Below are 21,198 nucleotides of genomic sequence, written 5' to 3' on the forward strand. Positions count from 1 at the left end.
CAATTATCCATTATTAATTATTAATTATTAATTATCCATTAATGACGTTTTTTTTCCTGCAAAAAATACCCCTGCTGCTAAAATTTCTCTGCCTTTTTCTCCCAATGCTATATCTAAATTATCGCCTTCTTGTACTAAAAAAGCGTGCCAATCTTCTAAACGGTCTTGCCATTCTTTTTCTTGAAGATAAGGCCAGATAGTTTGAATTAACATCATCATACTATAAGATGGATAATGATGAGGAAGAATACCACTGTTGATTTCTTCAAAGTCTGACAAAATTTCCCGTAAACCATGAATTGTCATATTAAAATAATGACTAGGGTCAGCATGAAGTGGTTGTAAAAAAGCAGTATCGATAAAGATTAAACCACCTGGTTTTAAAATGCGATAAAGTTCTTTCGCCGTGATAAATGGATTTGGTAAATGTTCAAAAACAGCATGACTAATTATCCCATCAAAGCAATTATCAATAAATGGTAATTTTAATGTTGAACAAACTATATCTGTATATTGATATTGCTGTACATCTAAATAACAAATATTTGGCTGGAGATATTCTTTTTGAGTATTACCTGCGCCAAAATCTAAAACTATTCCATTTTCCCCAATTTGATTTAATACTTTTAAAATTCCTTCTGAATAAGGATGGGTGGTTTCTGTTTCTGTCAGTTTAATAAATGGTAATTCTCCTAGTTGTAAAATATGAGGAGTATTTCCTCTAATCCATACAGGACAATTTTCTGCATTACATGGTTTAGGTTTTTGACCGCATTCTGGGCAAATCAAGATTTTTTCTAGGTTAATTTTTTTTTGTCTTGTGGAAATTTTAGAGGGTTTACCAATAACTTTGAATTTATTTTTAAATAATAATCTTTTTTCTTCTCCATCAATAAATATTTCTATTTTTATATTTGTCTCTGGTTGAATATTTTCTGGTAGTAAAATTTCACCCCAAAAACCACTGTGAGTAGCATATTTCTCCTCTGGAAAAGCAGCAGCAACATCTGGTCTATATCCACCATGTAAAAGAGAAGCATAAGGTTGAGAATTTAGATGCAAATTTAGTTTAACATTGCGGTTATTTTCAGAAATATACCAGCCAGAAAATTTGGTTAAGTAATCTATCTCTGTGTTTTTAGGAAAATCTAGATTAAACATTTTAGAGAATAGGGAGTAGGGAGTAGGGAGTAGGGATTAGGTAGTAGGGAATTTGCCAATCTAACATTTCTGCCAAAATATTTAGGGTTTGCTGAAAAAGTCTTTTTTAAGGAGTAGGGGAGTAGGGGAACAGGAAAGTAATTTTTTTTCCCAACAATGTGTCTAAAATAGTAGCTTTTTTAGCATTACATTAAGAGCTGAAAACCAGGTACTTTTCCAGATATAAAAAGGCTAAAACCTTAATATGTAATGACTTTGAAGTTTATTCAGAAAACCCTATTTAATTACATTGAAACCAAAGTCAAAAGTTACATCAAATTAGAATCTATTAGTCAAATTAAACCTACTAATTAATCAGTGTATCCGTGGCATAATCGTGTGTGCTTTACCATCCTCCATGTCTGCTAATTTATCTAAAGAAAAGTATGCTTCTTGAAAAATTTGACCATAAGTTTCAGTCATTTCTGCAAAGGTATTTAATGACTCCAGTACATATTTAGCATTACCTCCTAGTCGCTGACGTAACTCTTCATCTATTAATAAAGATGTTAAAACATTTGCTAATTCTTCAGGGTTGTCTGGAGTATAGAATAAACCGTTAATATTTTGTTTGACTTGTTCAACTATGCCAAAAACTGGAGTAGTAACTATGGGTAAATTATAAGCCATTGCTTCTAATATTACTCTGGGAAAACTCTCGATGCGAGAAGTACAAACAAATATATCTGCTGCTTGATAATATTTTGCTGTCTCTGAAGTTTCTTCTACTATTTCTACTTTTTGCTGAAATTCTTCTGGCAAACTTTTGACAAGTTCGTGTAACTTTAAGCTGTAAAGATTTGGGCGATCGCCTACTATAAAACATTTTATTTTCTGTCTTTCTTCTTCTGACATAAATGATAGAGCTTTTACTAAGTCGTGTTGACCTTTCCTTTCGCAGACAGTACCTAATAATAGAATAACTATTTCATCTTTTTTTATTCCTAAAGCTAACCTTGCTTCTCGTCTAGACCATTTAGCACTAGCTTTTTTTAATAGATCTAAATCTAATCCATTATGAACAACGGTAAAATTGTGATGACTATTTAAAGAGAGATATTTATTTCGAGTAGCATCGGAAACAAAAATTATGCGATAAGGATAACGGAAACATTCTAATGCTCTGGCAGCTATATCGTTTCCGAAACGATTAAAATAAGTTTGCCAAGGTTGACTTTCATGCACATTCCAGACACTGGGAATGTTTAACATTTGAGCGACGTCTACCATAAAAAAGTTTTCTAAAGTATTGATATACATGACGTCAATATCTAGAGATTTTATTTCTTCAGCAAAGGTGGTTAAAGCTGAATCATAAGCATCTCTTTGATAGATATGTTCTAGGGGATTATCTTTAACAATGACTTGAATATTTTGTTGTTGATAAATTTCTCTCAACTCTCCATCATTTACAGAAAATATTATTGGTTCGACAATTCCATCTTTTGCTAACTTTAGGGCGATTTCTAATTGATGAAGTGGAGCGCCAGTTAGGTCTAAAGAATTACTACACATCAATAATTTAATTTTGGGATTAGGAGGGAAAAGGGAACAGCGGTGGGACCCCGCGTCGGCGACAGACGCAAGGGAATGCGCACCAAGAGAGGAAACAGGGAACAGGCAGTTAATTGCTTGAGTATTTAATTCTGAATCTTTCTGAGAATTATCAACTTTTACCTGAGCATTTAATTCTGATTCTTTCTGGGAATTATCGACTTTTGCTTGAGCATTTAATTCTGATTCATTTGGAGAATTTGCCTCTAGTTTCTGAGTATTTAATTCTAAATCTTTCTGAGAATTATCTGACTTAATAGAAACTTCCTCCTTCCTTCCTTCTTCCTTCTTCCTTCTTCCTTCTTCCTTCATAAAAAATTTTCTTGCTTGAATTTCAAACAACTCACTTTCTAGAGAAAAATGAGGACTATAAAATCCATCTATCATCCGAGAATATTTCCGACGATAATTTGCCTCTTCTTGAGGGTTATCAGAATAACCCCGACTTGTTCCTTCCTTATGAATTAACTCAGCATCCGGACAATAAACCGAACGATAACCTTTTTCTAAAAGTTGATAACCATAGTCCGCATCATTATAAGCAACAGCAAAATTTTCCTCATCAAAACCACCTAATTCTAAAAATAATTTGCGGGAAGTTAACATACAAGCTGCCGTTACTGCCGAATAATTTCTTGAGACAAATGCTTGGGAAAGATAACCTCTATTTTCACTATGTAATAATTTAAAAGCATGACCTGCTAAACCATGATGTAAACCATGAATAACACCTGCGTGTTGAACTCTTTGATCGGGATAAATTAACTTAGCACCCACCGCACCGACTCCAGGAATTTTTGCATAACCCATCATTTGACTTAACCAGTGGGGAGAAATAATTTCCGTGTCATTATTTAGAAAGAGAATATATTCAGTTTTTGCCTGTTTGACGGCACGGTTGTTTATGGCAGCAAAGTTAAATTTTCCATCAGTATTAGCAATAGGAATAACAGATATATTTGCCTCACCAAAATATAAATCTTTCAAACTTGCCAAATATTCTAAACTCTCTGGTTCATCACTTTCATTATCAATCACAAACACCTGATAATTTTGATAAGTTGTCTTGCGCAAAGACTCAATACAAGCTTTCAATAACTTGGCTTGATTTTTGGTTGGAATAATAATAGTTACCGAGTCACCCTGGTCAGGAAAACTCGGTTTAAAAATTCCTAACTTTTCTCGTAATGCCCAATCTGGTTGATAAATATTTCCTGCGATACCTCGACGAATTAAACTTTCTTGAACTGCTTTTTGACCTGCTAGAAAACTTTTCGGTTTTTCTCCTCCAGAAATAGCAGTTGAACCAGGAGAAGTTCGCCAATGATATAACACTAAAGGTAAATGTCCGACTTGACGAGAAATTTCCGTTGCTCTTAAAGCAAAGTCATAATCTTGAGAACCTTCAAAACCAATTCTTAAACCTCCTATTCTGTCAAAAATTTCCTTTCTCACTACACATAAATGACCCATATACATATAGGAAAGTAATAGTTCTGGAGAATATTCTGGTTTAAATTGAGGGTCGAATCTTTTGCCTTCCGTATTAATTTTGTCGTCGTCCGAATAAAGAAAATCTATCTCTGGATTTTGACTTATATATAGAGCAACTTCCCCTAAAGCATCCGGAGTAAGTTCATCATCATTATCCAAAAAGAGAATAAAATCTCCCGTAGCAAGTTCCGCAGCAGAATTAGTTGCAGCACTAATATTGCCATTCTCGGAACGGAACGTCAGTTTAATCCGGGAGTCGGTCTTAGCTATTTCTGTCAGAATTTCTCGAATATCTAGGTTAGTGCTACAGTCGTCGGCTATGCAAAATTCCCAATTTTGGTAAACTTGGTTTAGTACACTGGCTATTCCCTTGCGTAAAAATTCCACGGGGGGATTATAAACTGGCATAACCACAGAAATTTTTGGCAAAGGAGTCTGAGAACCTTCCAAACGGGATACTAAATATTGAAGGGAGCGATCGCCCCACTTATTTACTGCTAACCAAGCATCATAAACATCTATAGTTTCTGGTAAGACAAAACCAGGGGGAGGTAATAATTCTCCGTCTTGTTTTTGTTGCTGTCTATATATTGCTAATATTTGTCTAGCAATACTAGGTAACTCTGAAGGTAGAGGTAAGATACGACCTAACCTTTGTTTCCTTTCGGCAGTCCGTTTCTGAATAGCTTTGGCAAATTTGGATAACTCTTGAAATTTATCCTTAGTTTTCTCCCAGAAACTATAACGTTTTAGTTTTAAAATTTCTGAGCAAGTGAAACCTACTATTTCCCCAGTTTCCAAATAAGCTTCTAAACTAACTTCCCATTTTCCAGATGGAACTTCCACAGTTACTTCAAACCCACTATGCTCACTTCCCACCCAGTCTGGAAAAACTTCCCCTACATCTTTCCGACGTAAACCATAAGCGCAGTCTACAGAAATATCCCCACATTTGAGAACTAATTTGGTAATTTTCTGTTCTGGATGGCAACACCAACCAGCAAATAAAATTACTCCCTCCCGTTGTTGCCAGTTTGTGGGTGCATCGAAATTAGCTTCAACAGTAGATACTGATATGGGATGGGTTACAAATTCATGCCACTTTCCTTTTCTATCCTCCGCTTCCATAGTTAACTGATAATTTCCTGGTGAGAGTTGTACAGATATTTGGAAGCCAGAATTTTCGGCAGTGGAAATATCATTATATTGTTGGGTAACATCTAGTCGTGGGATGCCATACGTACCAAGAAAAGTTTCTGTTCCTACTCTGGCACGAATATTTTGGATATTCAGACTATTGTGGAAACACCAACCTACTATTTCTATTTGGGAACTGGAAATTTTCCAGTTAATAGGAGAGTCGATAGAAAAAAGGAAGCGTGATGTTAAACTTCTCAATCTCCTTTTTAGTTTCCCTTTCAAACTAAACCACTTTTCTCGGAGTTTCCAGAATTTAGAAGACTTCATAGCAGAAATTTCTGCCCTAAGTGTTTCTGTTTCGTAGTTTTGAGCGTTTAATTCAACTTTGGTTTGTTCAAGAGTAGTTTGAGTTTGCCCCAATACTACTTGAGTTTGCCCCAATACTCCTTGAGTTTCTCCTAATTCTGTTTCTAACAGTTGAATTTTATTCTGAGACTCTGATAATTTTACCTGAGTACCATCTAATACTCCTTGAGTTTCTCCTAATTCTGTTTCTAACAGTTGAATTTTATTCTGAGACTCTGATAATTTTACCTGAGTACCATCTAATAATCCTTGAGCTTCTCCTAATTCTGTTTCTAACAGTTGAATTTTATTCTGAGACTCTTGTAATTTCAGGATATTCCCATTAAGTTGTAGTTGAGTCTGACCTAATTCTGTTTCTAATATTCCAATTTTTTCTTGAGACTCTCCTAACTTAATTTTATTCCTCTCAAGTTGAATTTGAGTTTGCCCAAAGTCTGTTTCTACTGCTAATAGCTTTCTCTGAGACTCAGTTAATTTAATCTGAGTACCTTCTAGTTGCACTAGAGTTTTTCCTAACTCTGTTTCCAAACTCAATATTTTAGCTAAAGCTTCTTGAAACCTAGTTTTTGAGTTATTAATTTGTGCCTGAGTTTGCCCTAAATCTATTTCTAACCTAATAATTTTTTGTTGAGACTCTTGTAATTTTGTTTGATTGTTTTCCAGTTGAGATTGAGTCTGCCCTAGTTTTCTTTCTAATGTGACTATTTTTGTTTGAGATGCTTGTAAATTTGTATCTTTACCCTCCAGTTGAATTTGAGCTTTACCTAATTCTATTTCCAGTAATTCTAGCTTTTTACTGGACTCTTGGAGCTTAAGTGACCTAATATCAAGTTTTTGCTGAGTTTTACCTAGTTCTGTTTCTAAATTTCCTACTTTCTGTTTTGCTTCTCGAAATATTTCTTGCCATCTTTCTACATCTGTTTCTAAACTATTAATTTTTTTTTCTAAACCTCGAATATTCAACCAATCCTGAAATTCTAATAACTCTGATTTACCTTCAAATTTTGATCCTTGAGTGTTGAGTTCTGACTCTTTAATTCTGACTTCTGATTTCTGACTTATAACTTCTTCATCTCCACCTATAGAAATTTTTTCTAGTTGCTGATAAACCTCTAATGTTTCTGGGAAATATTTTTCTATGAGACTAGGTTTAGTAGTTTTACTAATATCTTTTACTAATAATGATTCGGTAAAATTTCCAGTAGGAGGCACCGCTAAATCTATTTCAAATTTTTCGTTAACTGCCTCAATGAAGCTTTCAGGATTTTTGCCAATACTATCAACTTTACCTATTAAACATTGTGCTGAAAATTTTTGATAAAAATCTAAGATTCTCTGATTATAATTCAACCACATTTTTACAGCTATTTCTGGTTGCTCCAATAACTTTTGATCCGTACCTCGCCGATAAAGAGAATCTACTACTTCCCAAGGGGAACGATAAACAAAAATAAACTTAGCATCGGGCAATAAGTTTGACCAAAAATTTAAAAATAATGTTGTTCTAGGGTCTTTCCATCCCCAAAATTTGTTTTTTCTCTGTTTTTCTTCTTGACGATTTTTTATGAGTCTTTTTGCTGCTTTTAAATATTGCTTTTTAACTGGAATTTCTTTGATTTCTATATTGCTACCCAGGTCGTCAATCTGTTGCGATCGCAATATTCCTTTATGGAGTTCTACAAATTCTATATCTTCAAAATGTCCCTTAATATTTCCATATTCTGGTCCAACTAATTTTTCTCCAATATTTACTCCTAAGCTTTGAAATAAAGAAGCGGTTAATGACGTTCCCGAACGGTGCATCCCTGTAATAATCAAAACTGTTGATTTCATCTGATTTTTCTCCTTATGTTAAGCAAAGTTGGCAAAATTCCAAGATACTAATACTTCCTGTTCTGGTGGCAAACTAATTCTGTCAGTAATTACAGTTTTTAATCTGACAATTACTTCTCCTGAATATTCAGGAATTTCTATTTCTATCACTCCATAGTTAGTCTTGCCAAATATATTTTTATTGTTTAAGGCAATAGTTTTTTGTACTAATATTTTTCCATTTTTACTGTTAATAATTTCAATTTTACAGGCAATAGAGTAAGTGCCTACAGGTTCTATTTGTGGGTAAACTCGGAATCGTTTTTGACCTTGTATTTGAAATTTAATTTCAGTCTGGTGCTGATGAGTATCAGAGAATATTTTATGTGGCAAATCTTCACCTTCTCCATTATCAGATAAAGGTACTTTCTCAACTTCTGTTGTTAGTAGTTCCTTTGTTTGAGTATCAGACAAATTTTCACTTTCTCTATTATCAGATATGGAGATTTTTTCTACTTCTATCTTTTTTTCTATTATTTCTTCCTTAAGATTTACAATTTCTTCCTTTTTGGCAAAATTCTTAACTTCTAACTTGATATTTCCAGCTTCTTGCTTCTTCCTTCTTCCTTCTTCCTTACTATTTAGAGGTTGAGCAACTAAACTTCCAGAAATTGGCTTTTGTAAAATATATAAATCTTGTCCATTTGCCAAATTACTTTGAGGAAATCTTTTAATGTGTTTAAACATAGAAAATATTTCCTGATAAGCTGCAGGTGTATGAACTGCTGCAATAGTATGTTGACCTTGACCGTCTGTTTCACCTTGATGGTCAAGATATAAAAATAATCCCTCTTCACCAATACTATACATTTCCGCTTTATGAGCATTACCACTGCGGAAAATATCATAAATTATCGGGAAAAATTGAGGTCCGTGAAGTGTCATAAATAATATTCCACCAGGTCGCAAAACTCGATAAATATCCCACGCCCAAAGATGTTGTAAATCTAAATTTAGATGAGTGAATACTGATATAGCATTAATCAGATCAAACTGATTATTTTCAAAAGGTAATGGTGGTTGAATATCATTATGTTTGACTGTGGCAAATTTAATATTTTCTTGACACCATCCAGCACATTCGGCAAAAACGTCACAACCAAATAGTTTTTGATTTGGCAAAAGTTCTGGTTCAAATGCCATTAAATAACGCCCTACTCCACAGCCAAAATCTAATATATTCTCGAATTGATTAAAATTAAATCCTGCGGTCTGGAGATAATTTTTTACTGTATATCTAAGGTCATCAAATGAACTAAGAAAAGCTTTTGCACTAGGGTTCCCACTAATTCTTAGTAACAGATGGCTTGGTGGTAGTAATGCAATGTTATCAACTGGAGAAATATTAACTACTCGCTCCAAACAGAAATTATTAATAATTTTCACGAGTATTATGTCATCTGATGATAAATTTTGACTATTAATAGTACATGACCATTTATATCTTTGGGCTTGAATTTCATATTTTGGGAAACAGGTTTCTACTTCCTTTCCATTGGCTAAAACTGATATTTTTTCTACCTTTTCTTCTGGATTAATATCTGCTGCCCATCCCTCTAAATAAATATCTCCTGTAGCTGTCATTTTTATTTGTTCGCAACCTCCATCAGGATGACAATGAAAGTTTAATAATTTAGCTGTTTGTTCCTCAAATTCTTCTTTCTTGTTTCTAACTTCTTCCTTTCTAATTTCTGAATTATGGCTTCCAACTTCTGAATTTATAAAGACATCTTCCTTTCTAACTTCCTCCTTCTTTTTTACTCCTTCTTGCTTCTTGCTTCTTCCTTCTTCCTTCCAAATAATATATAAGTCATGGTATCCACAAAGACCTCTTTTAATTCGATGCCATTTTGCTTTTCCCTGAGTCACTTTTTGAATAACTTTACCTACCCATTTCTCTCCAACATAAGTAACTCCATAATCTTCAGTTTTGAGAAAAAGACTTTCACTTTCTGGAGTAAAATAAATTTTTTCTGCTTCTACATCTGTTTCTATAGTCATCAAAGATAAATCGTGAGTACTGAAAATTAATATGCCATTTTCAGTTAAACAACTATATAATTTTTGTAACCAACCAGTAAAAGTTTTTTGAGGAGTATGACTAAAAAAAGAACAGGCAAAAATACAGTCAAATTTTTGATTTATTTGATAATCTTCAGGAGCATTAGTTGAAACTATCCCTGCCAAACCAAACTCTTGTTTTTGAAATTCTACTGCTTCAGGATAAATATCCGAAATCCATATTTTATCTATTGGTATTTCGTGAAGCAAAAATCTACTAAAACGCCCATAACCACTAGCAAAATCTAGAAAAGAGGATATATTTTCAAAGCCATTAAAATACCATTCTACAATTTGTTTAACTGCATCTAAGATTCTTTTGCCATTAGAAAAATATCGTAGTAATGCTTCATCTTTTCTCCCGTCTGTATTTTTCAAAGCATAGAGATACATTTCATCTTGTGGATGAATTTTCACGTTAATTTTTTCAGGTTTTCTAGTTTGGTCTTGAATAAATGTATCTATCGTTAACTTATTATTTATCTTGATTTTTTCAGTATTCATATTTTTAGGTTTTAATTTACTTCTGTCGTTTTGTTGTTACTATATAAAAATAGGGTATACAAATCTCTAATAACTTTTATGTGCTTGAAATTTATATTTATAAATACTATTAATTGACCTGATATAAGTTTTTAATAATATTTGTTATTTTGATGATTATTTTATCAGTTTACAACTACAGTATTACTTTTGATAAATGCTATCATCCGATTTGGAAAAAATATTTTTGTAGTCGTTTTATAAAATAACATCTATCTACAGGTTTTAGGTGCTAGGTTTTAATCTTGCTAAGATACCAAATCAAGTTTTTTAGTATTCCAAATCCTGAGTTAATTTAGATTGATTTTGAGAATAATAAATCTAACTACCAGAAGTAAGAAGCAGCAAGCAATAGGGAAAGACTTTTAAGTCATCAGGGACTTTTTATTATCAATATCTATATTCATAGTTTAAATTTACAATAGCTTATTAGTAATTTAAAAAAATATTTTATCAACCTTGCTATAAGAGACATAAAATTTGATTTCTTATGTATCAAAACTGTTGATTTGCAATTAAAAATCTTTACAGATGGTTTGAAATTGAGCTAATTTTTTCTACCCTATTTATTCTTTTAAATATATTCAATTTCTGTCTGCTTATTCAGAGTTCCATGTTTAATGTTTAAGTTAGGTTCTATTAAAAAGTCAACGACACCTGTACCACATGAATCACTATAATGTTGCACTCTAAACATAGCAATGTCAATGCAACGGGATAAATACGTCAGATGATCGTCTGCCATTCCAACAACTCCAGCATTTAAAAAATATACACCAGGATTTAGTAAACATTTGAACTTAAATTTAACTATAACTGTTTGTTGGGCTGAAATATATTCTACTGATTTAGTATAACCATGTAATGATGCTCCTCCTAAATCAAAACCACTTAAAGTTTTTATCAACATTCCAAACCTAACTTTGGATGTAGAATTAATAAATTTTACTTTATATGTATAGTAATATTCCCGCCTACTAATTAAATGATTTACCCTTTTACTATCCAAAGTAATAATATGGGGGTCAATAATTTCGGCTCCCTTGTTAGGATAATGTATAGTATTTGAAGGTATCATCTCCGGATCATAAATTTCTTCATATTCTGTTGATTTTGCAATCTGATTTTTACTTTTATTTTCAAGATTTTGTTGGGATTGAGATGCTGATTCATCTGTCTCTTCATCATCAAATAAATCCTGAATAGTCAAATTAGGAATTTGGCGAATTTCCTCTCTTATTGAGGGAATTTTATCTGGAAAAGCATAGATTAATTTCTGATATTTAGAAACTACATATTTAGGAGTATGATAAAGTAACATTTCGCCATGATCCATCAAAATTGCTGAATCACAAAGCTGAACAACTGTTGAAGCAGCATGAGAGACAAATAAAATCGTACCTCCCCTTTCTTGAATGTCTTGAATACGAGCAAAACATTTTCTTTGAAATGCTTCGTCTCCTACTGAAAGTGCTTCATCAACCACTAAAATATCTGGATCTACACTGGTAGCTACAGCAAATCCTAACCTAACAAACATTCCACTAGAATAAGTTTTTACAGGTTGGTCAATAAAATCACCTATATCGGCAAAACTAGCAATTTTGTCAAATTTTGCTTCTATTTCTGATGTTTTTAATCCCAATAACTGACCATTAAAAAAAACGTTTTGTCTCCCTGTAAATTCTGGATTAAATCCACTGCCAAGCTCTAATAGTGCAGAAATTCTCCCTTGCACCTTTACTTTTCCTGTTGTTGGTGTTAGAGTGCCGACAATTATTTGTAAAAGGGTACTTTTTCCTGAACCATTCCGCCCCACAATTCCTAAAGTATGCCCTCTTTCTATTTCTATACTTATATTTTGTACTGCCCAGAATTCATCAGCACGACTTTTTCCTGGGAGTAAAATTTCTTTTAAACGGTCTACAGGATGTGGATATCGTTTAAAACATTTAGAAACATTTTGCAGTGAAATTACAGTTTCAGGCATCATGGATTTTATATGTAAGCTTTTCGGTGCGGAATGCTGCGAAAACAGTCTTCAGCTATTAGCTAGCCTCTTGCAGAGGAACTGCGTTAACAGCTATGAATTATTATCACATCGAAGGAGGAATTAGTCTCCAAGAAGTGAAATATGTTTGCCTAGCATGACCCAGGAAAGAAAAAGGTAATTAGTAGCATATACTAGATCTTCGATTTGTCAAAAATTATAGCAGTTTTCATTAAGTATTCAATCATTAGCTATTCCAGAATGGAGGAGGTAAAAGCTATTGAAAAATTTAGAGATAATTAAAATTTACTGGCAGGTTTAGGTTCCCTTAACCACGAAAAGTATTAATTATAAGTATTCATTTAAACCTCGCATTTAAACACTTTTAATTCCCCTTAAATCTCTCAATATTTATTCTTACTAAAGCAATGAATTAATAACTGAGAGCTGAGGGCTAAATACTTACTCATAAAACATCGGCAAAAGCAGGACGTAATTTTTGATAAACCCACAAACCAAAATAAAATATTAGTGCAGACATTAAAGCAGCAATTCCTAATTCTCCCCAATGTTTTATTTCTCCTACTAAAACTAGGTCACGATATACTTCGGCGATCGCTGTTAAAGGATTACACCAAAACACCCATATTCTCCAATTTTCTGGAATTACAGATGCAGGATATACTATTGGTGTAACGTAAAACCAAAGATTTAGAATTACGCCTAGAGTCTGCGGAATATCTCGCAAAAATACTGTTAATCCAGCAGTAAAATATCCTAAACCTGCTGTTAATAAAAGCTGAGGTAAAAACACGACAGGTAGTAGCCATAATGTTTGATTTATCACCCCAGATGATATACAAACCATTCCTGTTAAAGCTACTAATCCAAATGTACTTTCTATAAATGTTGAAAGAATCGGAACTAAGGGTAATAAACTGAGGGGAAACACTACTTTTTTAACTAAATTGGGCTGTCTAATTACACATCCAGAAGCTTGAGTCAATCCATTAGTAAAAGCTAACCAAGGTATTAATCCTGCAAATAACCATAATCCAAAGGTTAACTTACTATCTTCTGGTAATCCTTTTAGGTTAAGCTTAACTTTAAGAATAATTGAGAAGACATAGGTATAAATTAAAAGTTGGGATAGCTGATTGAGTAGTGGCCATAAATTTCCCAAAATTGAGCCTTTATATCTAGCTTCCAAATCTCTTCGTACTAATGTAAATAGCAGGTTTAGATTAACTAACCAATGAGTATTTATCAGGGTTAGCCAACTACTAACCCTGATAGTTTTGCGGACAATACCTTTCATAGTCCTACTTATTTCCGTTTTTCTCCTCTACACCACACTCAAGCAAAATTACCTGATGTTAAATGTATATAATGTACTCTTTCCCTCCACTATGCAAGAAGTAATTAGTAAGTCAAAAGTCAAAAGTTAACAGTTACAAACAAGATTATTTAGTCTGAAAACTATTACTTACAAGCTTTTTAGGCGATTATTTTACCCCAATCGTGTAAAACTATAGCAATCCTCCGCATATTCGTGGCAAAAATCTTACTGCTTTTTAGGGAACACTTAACTGGCAACAGGCAACAGGTAAGAGTTTCAACTTTTTTATTTACTTTTTAATCAACCGCAACCTATGCGCGGATTGCTATATTTGTGGTACTATCGGGACTTAGACAAAATAGTGCCCAAAAATAGACTTAAATATAGACAGGCAAAAGCTTTGATGTCAAAAAGTTATAAATCCTTAATTACCAATAGTTCTAGCCATTTTTATGGGATTGATATAATTCTCTCGTATAGACTGACGTTTCCTGGGGAATACTGGGCAAACAGCCGTTTTTTCTCCTAGAAAATATCTGAGTATAACTATTTAAGTAAATTTATATGATTACCAAAAATCATACTGTTCTTCAGAAATATCACTTTTTTCCTGTTAGGTGTTTACTGAAAAGCAATGGGGATTTATTTGTCTAACTATTCTAGTTAAGTAAAGGTTCTATTGCTTGCTTAATAGCCTTTAATTGCTCCGTATCATAGCCCCAACGTTTGAGAAAGTCTGTGTAATTTCCCTGGCCAGTAGTTGTAGCTTGATATAATTCCAGAATATTGTCTGATAAGCCTGGTATATTTACACTTTTTATTAGTTTCGTGGTTCGCGATCGCACTTTTTTCGAGTCATTGGCTGTCTCCTCATCTTGATTTCGCTGATGGTGGACTACCATTGCCGAACACATGGCCAGATTTTTAACTAACAGTTCTACCACTATTTCTGGAGCTGATTCTAGGGCTTTAAATATTGATGGTGATGGATTATCCGCTAAAGGCTTAGAATCTGTAAGATAACCTACAAAAAATCCTCTAGCACCATTTTTACTCTTGACTAAATCTCCAATTAATGCTTCTATTTCAGCTTCCGATAGTTGGCCTGTTTCCATCTGCGACATTATTTCTTGAGTCAGGGCGATCGCTTCTTCAAATGTGATATTTTCTGGTACTGATAATAATGATTTCATAAATTTGGGACAATTATTGAATATACTTTCTGTATGATAATAAATGTGTTAGCTTTAATTTTCCAGCTATGGCCATAATCTCTTCTAAAAAACAACCACCAGAAAGGCCAGATAATGACATTTTCTTAGCCTCAGAAAGTAAAAGTTCATATAGACATAAAACCAAAAAATCAAAATCTCAAACTGAAGCAGCCGAAGTAGACGCTTTGTTAGAAGCAGAGGCAACTACTGAAGAAAAAAGTGGTAATCAAAATGAAGAAAAAATCCGACCTCAAAGATTAGATGAATATATCGGACAGAAAGACCTGAAAGAAGTATTGAATATTGCTATTTCGGCAGCTAAATCTAGAAAAGAATCTCTAGACCATTTACTTTTGTATGGTCCTCCTGGGTTGGGCAAAACTACTATGTCTCTGATATTGGCAGCCGAAATGGAAGTAAATTGTAAAATAACTACTGCACCTGCTATTGAGAAACCTAGAGATATAGTTGGTTTGCTAGTAGGTCTACAAAAAGGGGATATTTTGTTTATAGATGAAATTCATCGCCTTTCCAAAATGACAGAAGAAATCCTATATCCAGCGATGGAAGATTTTCGACTAGATATTACAGTCGGTCAAGGAAAAACATCTAAGACTAGAAGTATTCCTCTAAAACCTTTTACTCTGGTAGGAGCAACTACTAGGGTGGGTTCTTTAACTTCTCCTCTGCGCGATCGCTTCGGAATTATTCAGAGGTTACGGTTTTATGAGGTTGATGAACTGAGTTTAATTATTATCCGAGCAGCAAAACTTTTAAATACGGATATTACAGAGGATGGTGCTGAGGAGGTTGCCCGTCGTTCCCGGGGTACGCCTCGAATAGCTAATCGTTTACTTAGGCGGGTGAGAGATTATTCGGAAGTGAAAAAGTTAAGTCCGATAAATGCTGAGGTTGCAGGTGAAGCTTTGGAGTTGTTTAATGTCGATCCTCTAGGTTTAGATTGGACAGACCGTAATTTATTGAGGACGATGATTGAGAATTATAATGGCGGACCTGCTGGTTTGGAGACCATGGCGGCAGCGACGGGGGAGGATGCTCAAACTATTGAGGAGGTTTATGAGCCATATTTGATGCAGATTGGGTTTATGCAGCGTACCCCTCGTGGGAGAGTTGTGACTTCTGCTGGTTGGAGGCATTTGGGTTTTAGTCCGCCCGATGAGCAATTGAGTTTGAAGTTCTGAAATTTTAATTTGCTTATTATTTTGGTGGGTAAGTTATTTGTTGTTGTAGTTTATTGAGTCGCAAAACACTTTAGTTTAGTTTTGTTATAGGTAAGTAGTTATGAACCGCTATAAGATTTTTGGTTATGAGATTTATTATGAATCTACAGCGGTTTTAACTTTTAGGAGATGAGCGATCGCTTAATCTGCCTCAAATTTTCAAATATCTGCTGAAGATGTTCTTATACTTCTAAAAATCCCTTGATTGTTTGAATAGGAATAGAGAAAGCAGGATGATTAAATATTGCTTTTAATGCTTCAGTACCTCCTTCTTTCCAAGCACTCATTAGTTGCCGTCTAAAAGTTTAATGGTTATTTATTTGCTATTTATTTGCTATTTATTTGCTGTTTCTGCTAAAGCTTCATTTGCAGTTATGGGATTTTGGGCAAGATATTCTAATAGTGGTTTAATTTCGTTTCTAAGTTGCTGGATTTCTGCTTCTAGTTGATACTTTTCAAGTGTTTCTTCAATATTTCCTGTCTTTAAGTTAGCATCATCTACATCTGAGAAATTCATAGATGTATTACTCTCATCAGAAAGTGAATCTTTAGGAGTGCAGATACTTCCGGTCTCCATAGTAGTCTTAATGACAGAACTAGTCGTAATAGATGTATTATTTTTTTTACTTATAATTTTACCTTTTATTCTTGTTTTTAGATAATCTCAGTGTAGCATTTTCTAAATAGTAGTAGAAAATTGTTAATCTGAAATAGTTTCCAATAACTAGTTTGTTTGAACTAATACTTTTATTTCAAATGGAAATCTGGTAAAAACTAAATTTTTTCATTCTCTTCATCGGATGAATCATTGCATAAAGTTTCATTATTCTCTAGAGTATGATCTTCATTTTGTTCTGACTCTTCATTAGAATCTGTTTCAATATTTCCTTTAGCAAATCAACTATTATTCACCTCTCCTTGAGTATTGACTGAGGCATCATTTAAGTTTTCAGCACTTTTTGCATTGGCATTTGTGTAAGTATTGAATATATAACTAGCTCCTTCTTTTGACAGATTAGTAATCACAGTAACGGCTGATTGTTTTCCTTGAATTATATCTAAAAAAGCTTCTTTACTAATTTGTATTTCACCATCTTTTTTAGGACTCCAATCAATACAAAAAATAGTGCAACTTGTTTTTAGGAATTTTTCGCTGTTATTTTTTTCATTACTAATATTTAAGTTAATACCACCTCTTTGAGTTTGAAAAAAATTTGCGCAGTTAAGGATACATTTATCTATATTTAATAGAGTTAAATCTGCATATATAAAATCAATTCCTGTTAAATCACCATTTAAGAATTTACTACCTCTTAAATTAGCATTGCAGAAGCTGGCTCTTACTAGCTCAGACTTATTAAATTCAGCTTCTATCATTTTTACTCGAAATAAGTTGACCTCGTTCAAACAGCAACTTTTAAATGTACTACCTGAAATATCAGCAGATGAAAGATTCGCTGATTTCATAACTTCGCCAGTAAAATTAGTTTTAACAAATTCACACTTACGAAGTTTAGATTTGTATAAACTTGTGGCTTCAAAGTTACTGTCTTCAATTTTAGTCTTTTCACTAATTTCAATAAAATCCATTAAAGCACCATCAAATTTACATTTGCTGATTGTGGCATTATGAGCTTTTTCCTCTTTACTAGGAAAATTTGGTTTGACTCCAATATAACAATTAATTAATTCATCATTATTATCATTTTGCTTCTTATTTTTATCTATTTGTGTTCCAAAAGCCTTAAATTGAGAATGAGAGAATATAATCTCTGAAAACTCACAATCGTAAAATATACAAGCTACAAGTTTTGCTGAGGAAAAATCAGTTTGAGATAAATTGCAGTCTTCAAATTTGCTACAAAGTATAGCTTTTTTAAAGCTAGAACCAGTCAAATCACAATTATTTAAAATCAGTATTTCATTATTTTCTATTCTCTGTTTACCATAAGTTGTACTACAGTTATCCAAAGTAGCCTTTGTGAAATTATTACATTGAGAAAACTCAACTTGAGTTAATTTTGAATTACTAAAGTTTGCACGATTAAGATTAGAATTTAAAAATTTAATCTGATTAAGTAAACTGTTAGAAAAATTAGCTCCTTGAAGTTGAGCTTCAGAAAACTCTACATTAACTAACTGGCAGTTAGCAAATGAAAGTCCATCAACTACTGCTTTCAAATTTGAAAACTTAGTATCGACTACTCTAATTCCAAATTCACTACACTTTTCCAGAAATATTGTCGGCTCAATAGTATCTAAATCCTCCTGATTAACTTCGGCTTTAAATATTATCGTAGCTAAGTTATTGCCGATTTCTATTCTCTCTCCCCCTCTCAGTTAACCTGTAGTTGAACTAAGAGAAGTATTAATTTCTGGATCGCTATATTTGAGAGAATTTAAAACCATCAACTCTTGGATAGAGGTGTTTTATTCTCGATATTCTCAACCTGACAAAAATTAGTTACCTTTATTATTTTTGACAATGTTGGTAAAAATAATATAAAAATAACAGCTAATGGAATTATCAGACCTAATAAATATATAAAGCGATCGCTTTTCATAGGAAAATATCTAACTGAACTTATTTAATAAAGATACTAAGCCTCACCAAACTCAGAACAACTAACCCTAAATTATAAATTTCCTAAGTTTTTTGCAGGTGTTTCGGTTCTATGGGTGACTAGCCTGTAAGTTTTTGAATTTCCCGAAATTGTCTGAGAAAAAACTGCCAGATGAATTTGTCTTTTACGCTAAAGAAAATAAGTAGTTGATTAGAACAATAGCTAAGGCTAAAAATAACCAAAAAACGGGAACAAGGTTACAGGAAAAAAAATGTCCTAACAATTCATTTCTTTCCTATATTAACAAGCAAAATATCACAAAGGATTCAATGCTTTAAATAGATACCCAAAAATAGAGCAGAACATTACCTCTACTCAAAAATTCTCTTTACTCATACTTATTTTTTACTTAACTGATTCTCTTAATTACCTTTTACCTTTCTTTTTTGGCTTTTTCTTTTTGACTTTTGATTTTTTCTTTTCAAATCTCGCTCTTTGCTGAACCACTTCAGGAGGCAGACCATAATCTCCGTCTGAAAAATATACCCGCTCTACTATATTTTCTGATTCTACTTCAATCCACAAACGGGCACCCCCAGCTTGACTTCTATTTGGCTGATGAGGTTGATAAACTATTTGGCAATCGCCTTTAATTTTTAGAGCATGGCAATAATCCTTTCTATCTCCTACTTTCACAGCAACCGCTGGATAAGCAGTTCCATTATGTCTGTTGTAATCTATGGTTTTTCGCAACACATGAACGATAGTTTTGGCTTTTCGTTGGAATTTATTCCAAGTTCCTTCAGGACCGCGACTACCTGGTATAACCTCTGGCATTCCCCGATGGTTGAGGGGCATCCTCCAAAGTCTACCAACTTTTTTTGCTCCTATTACTCGCTTTTGATTTAATAGTAATCGTAATCTACCTGTAGAAATATTGAGTAGAAATGCTGCTTCTGTTGTACTGACATATGAAACACTCATAACTATAACGTTGGGGTTTTTAGATTTTAGATAAAAAAATAGTAAAATTTTCAGGCTATGTTTATAAAATAATTTGAAATAGTATTTTTTTATTTGGTTGCAAAAAAATTTATGGATCTAAAATAAATATGGCCATTATTTTTCCTAAAGATAAAGTAATATTCTTTGGGGAAGATTTTTATACCAAGGTAAAACCTATCTTTCTGTTTATATTCAGAATTAAATTAATTTAAGAATGTCTGAACTTTGTTTGATTAAAAGTCGTAGTTTTCTAATTAACCTAGGTTTTTGATGAAACTAATCTGAATCTAAGATAAGAACTTTAAGATAATTACTTAGACTTATTGTAGAAGTCGGAAGTAGGGAATAGGGAATAGGTAAGAGATTTTCGAGAAAAATGAAAAATTTTTTACTTTTGCTATAGGTCTCTTTTGTACAGTAATCTGAAAAAATCTGCTGTTGATTTTTAATACTTAATACCTACAGTTACCGAAAAATCGGAGCTTAGATACAATAGACAAATATATTACTGTTAATTAGGTTCTAAAAAATCAATAAAAAAATTTTCAAATTTTCAATTATGTCAAACATGAAACTATCCGAAACTAACATTCAAGATCAAACTAAATATTTGGAACATACCATAACAAAAGATAATAACAGAAAACTATATCAAGAAAAAAAAACAATCTATCAGTCGCCTCAACCTCACAACAGAAAATTTACTAAACTATTGTGGCCAATAGTAATTATTACCACTCTCGGAGTAGGATTTGTGGGAGGACAATCGTGGCAATCTCATAGCAATGAAAAAGCAAACCAGCCATCAATACCAGCCCCAGGTAGACGACGAAGTATCTTGGTTAAAGCAATACCAATAAAAATTACTTCTCTCCAAGAAACCTCAGAATTTGTTGGAACGATGGAAGCAAAACGCTCTGTCAGAATCAGACCAGAAATAGATGGTAGAGTAGTACAAATTTTAGTACAGGAAGGAACTTTTGTATCTAAGGGGCAGGCGATCGCTAAACTTAAAAGTGATAATGTGGAAGCAAACTTAAGGAGAGCTAAAGCTAACCTCCAGCGAACTGAAGCACGTTTAGCACAACTGAGAACGGGAGCAAGACCAGAACAAATTGCAGCAGCTAGAGCGCGTCTCCAACAATCTCAGGCAACCTTGGCTGAACTCAAAAGAGGAACACGGCCAGAACAAATTACAGCAGCCAGAGCGCGTCTCCAGCAATCTCAGGCAACCTTGGCTGAACTGCAGGCGGGCACTCGTTATGAAGAGATTGCCCAAGCAAAAGCAGAATTACAAGAGGCACAAGTACGATTAGAAAATGCTAGATCAGGTAGTCTTTTAGAAGAAATTGCCCAAGCTAAGGCACAAATAGAAGTACAACAAGCAGAATTAGAATTAGCTAGCGAACAAGTTAGACGAAACCAAAAGTTAAGAGCAGAAGGAGCGATCGCTGAGTTAACCTTTCAGGAAATTTTTCAAGAAGAGAAAGCAGCTCAGGCAAGGGTAGAAGAAGCAAAAAGACGAGTAACCCAGTTGGAAAGAAATCGAGAATCTACAATTCAAACATTAGAAGCAGCATTAGAACAACAACGCCAGATATTGAGAAGGCTAGAA

The 21,198-nt window shown here is 33.4% G+C and carries 11 protein-coding genes; 2 read left to right on the forward strand and 9 right to left on the reverse strand.

From position 1 onward, the window contains the following. Positions 1 to 27: 27 nt before the first annotated feature. The 6 genes from ACP6PL_RS16140 to ACP6PL_RS16165 form a co-directional block, all read right to left on the reverse strand. Positions 28 to 1,161: a class I SAM-dependent methyltransferase gene (locus ACP6PL_RS16140; protein ID WP_426546287.1), complete on the reverse strand. Its 1,134-nt coding sequence runs from the start codon at positions 1,159 to 1,161 to the stop codon at positions 28 to 30. Between the two features lie 354 nt (positions 1,162 to 1,515). Then, entirely contained in the window at positions 1,516 to 7,587 is a 6,072-nt protein-coding gene (locus ACP6PL_RS16145; protein WP_426546288.1) for a glycosyltransferase, read from the reverse strand. Between the two features lie 18 nt (positions 7,588 to 7,605). After that, positions 7,606 to 10,191: a methyltransferase gene (locus ACP6PL_RS16150; protein ID WP_426546289.1), complete on the reverse strand. Its 2,586-nt coding sequence runs from the start codon at positions 10,189 to 10,191 to the stop codon at positions 7,606 to 7,608. Positions 10,192 to 10,804: 613 nt separating this feature from the next. Further along, positions 10,805 to 12,220 (reverse strand): ABC transporter ATP-binding protein, encoded by a 1,416-nt coding sequence (locus ACP6PL_RS16155; protein ID WP_426546309.1) that lies wholly within the window; start codon positions 12,218 to 12,220, stop codon positions 10,805 to 10,807. A 466-nt stretch (positions 12,221 to 12,686) separates the two neighbouring features. Further along, on the reverse strand, positions 12,687 to 13,538 hold the full coding sequence (locus tag ACP6PL_RS16160; protein WP_426546290.1) for an ABC transporter permease: 852 nt from the start codon (positions 13,536 to 13,538) through the stop codon (positions 12,687 to 12,689). Between the two features lie 680 nt (positions 13,539 to 14,218). After that, the gene (locus tag ACP6PL_RS16165) at positions 14,219 to 14,752 is read right to left on the reverse strand and encodes a hypothetical protein (protein ID WP_426546291.1); all 534 of its coding nucleotides are present in this window, start codon (positions 14,750 to 14,752) and stop codon (positions 14,219 to 14,221) included. Between the two features lie 68 nt (positions 14,753 to 14,820). Here ACP6PL_RS16165 and ruvB point away from each other — a divergent pair, with 68 nt between their 5' ends. Next, positions 14,821 to 15,975, forward strand: coding sequence for a Holliday junction branch migration DNA helicase RuvB (gene ruvB, locus ACP6PL_RS16170; protein ID WP_426546292.1), 1,155 nt, complete (start codon positions 14,821 to 14,823; stop codon positions 15,973 to 15,975). 373 nt (positions 15,976 to 16,348) lie between these two features. Here ruvB and ACP6PL_RS16175 read toward each other — a convergent pair whose 3' ends face one another. From ACP6PL_RS16175 to ACP6PL_RS16185, 3 genes are all read right to left on the reverse strand, one after another. Beyond that, positions 16,349 to 16,531, reverse strand: a complete 183-nt coding sequence (locus ACP6PL_RS16175; protein ID WP_426546293.1) for a hypothetical protein — start codon at positions 16,529 to 16,531, stop codon at positions 16,349 to 16,351. A gap of 380 nt (positions 16,532 to 16,911) precedes the next feature. Further along, a complete protein-coding gene (locus ACP6PL_RS16180) occupies positions 16,912 to 18,195 on the reverse strand; it encodes a pentapeptide repeat-containing protein (protein WP_426546294.1) in 1,284 nt (427 codons plus the stop codon). A gap of 809 nt (positions 18,196 to 19,004) precedes the next feature. Beyond that, positions 19,005 to 19,562 carry a hypothetical protein gene (locus tag ACP6PL_RS16185; protein ID WP_426546295.1) on the reverse strand — a complete coding sequence of 186 codons (558 nt, stop codon included), beginning with the start codon at positions 19,560 to 19,562 and terminating at the stop codon, positions 19,005 to 19,007. 580 nt (positions 19,563 to 20,142) lie between these two features. Here ACP6PL_RS16185 and ACP6PL_RS16190 point away from each other — a divergent pair. Beyond that, the coding region (locus ACP6PL_RS16190; protein WP_426546296.1) for an HlyD family secretion protein at positions 20,143 to 21,198 on the forward strand (1,056 nt) is incomplete at its 3' end.

Source organism: Dapis purpurea BLCC-M126, assembly GCF_050015975.1.
Classification (GTDB): domain Bacteria; phylum Cyanobacteriota; class Cyanobacteriia; order Cyanobacteriales; family Microcoleaceae; genus Trichodesmium.

Excerpts from the sequence above, each read along its gene's own strand:
- ACP6PL_RS16140 (WP_426546287.1), bottom strand. The coding sequence starts at position 1,161 with ATGTTTAATCTAGATTTTCCTAAAAACACAGAGATAGATTACTTAACC.
- ACP6PL_RS16145 (WP_426546288.1), bottom strand. The coding sequence starts at position 7,587 with ATGAAATCAACAGTTTTGATTATTACAGGGATGCACCGTTCGGGAACG.
- ACP6PL_RS16150 (WP_426546289.1), bottom strand. The coding sequence starts at position 10,191 with ATGAATACTGAAAAAATCAAGATAAATAATAAGTTAACGATAGATACA.
- ACP6PL_RS16155 (WP_426546309.1), bottom strand. The coding sequence starts at position 12,220 with ATGCCTGAAACTGTAATTTCACTGCAAAATGTTTCTAAATGTTTTAAA.
- ACP6PL_RS16160 (WP_426546290.1), bottom strand. The coding sequence starts at position 13,538 with ATGAAAGGTATTGTCCGCAAAACTATCAGGGTTAGTAGTTGGCTAACC.
- ACP6PL_RS16165 (WP_426546291.1), bottom strand. The coding sequence starts at position 14,752 with ATGAAATCATTATTATCAGTACCAGAAAATATCACATTTGAAGAAGCG.
- ruvB (WP_426546292.1), top strand. The coding sequence starts at position 14,821 with ATGGCCATAATCTCTTCTAAAAAACAACCACCAGAAAGGCCAGATAAT.
- ACP6PL_RS16175 (WP_426546293.1), bottom strand. The coding sequence starts at position 16,531 with ATGAATTTCTCAGATGTAGATGATGCTAACTTAAAGACAGGAAATATT.
- ACP6PL_RS16185 (WP_426546295.1), bottom strand. The coding sequence starts at position 19,562 with ATGAGTGTTTCATATGTCAGTACAACAGAAGCAGCATTTCTACTCAAT.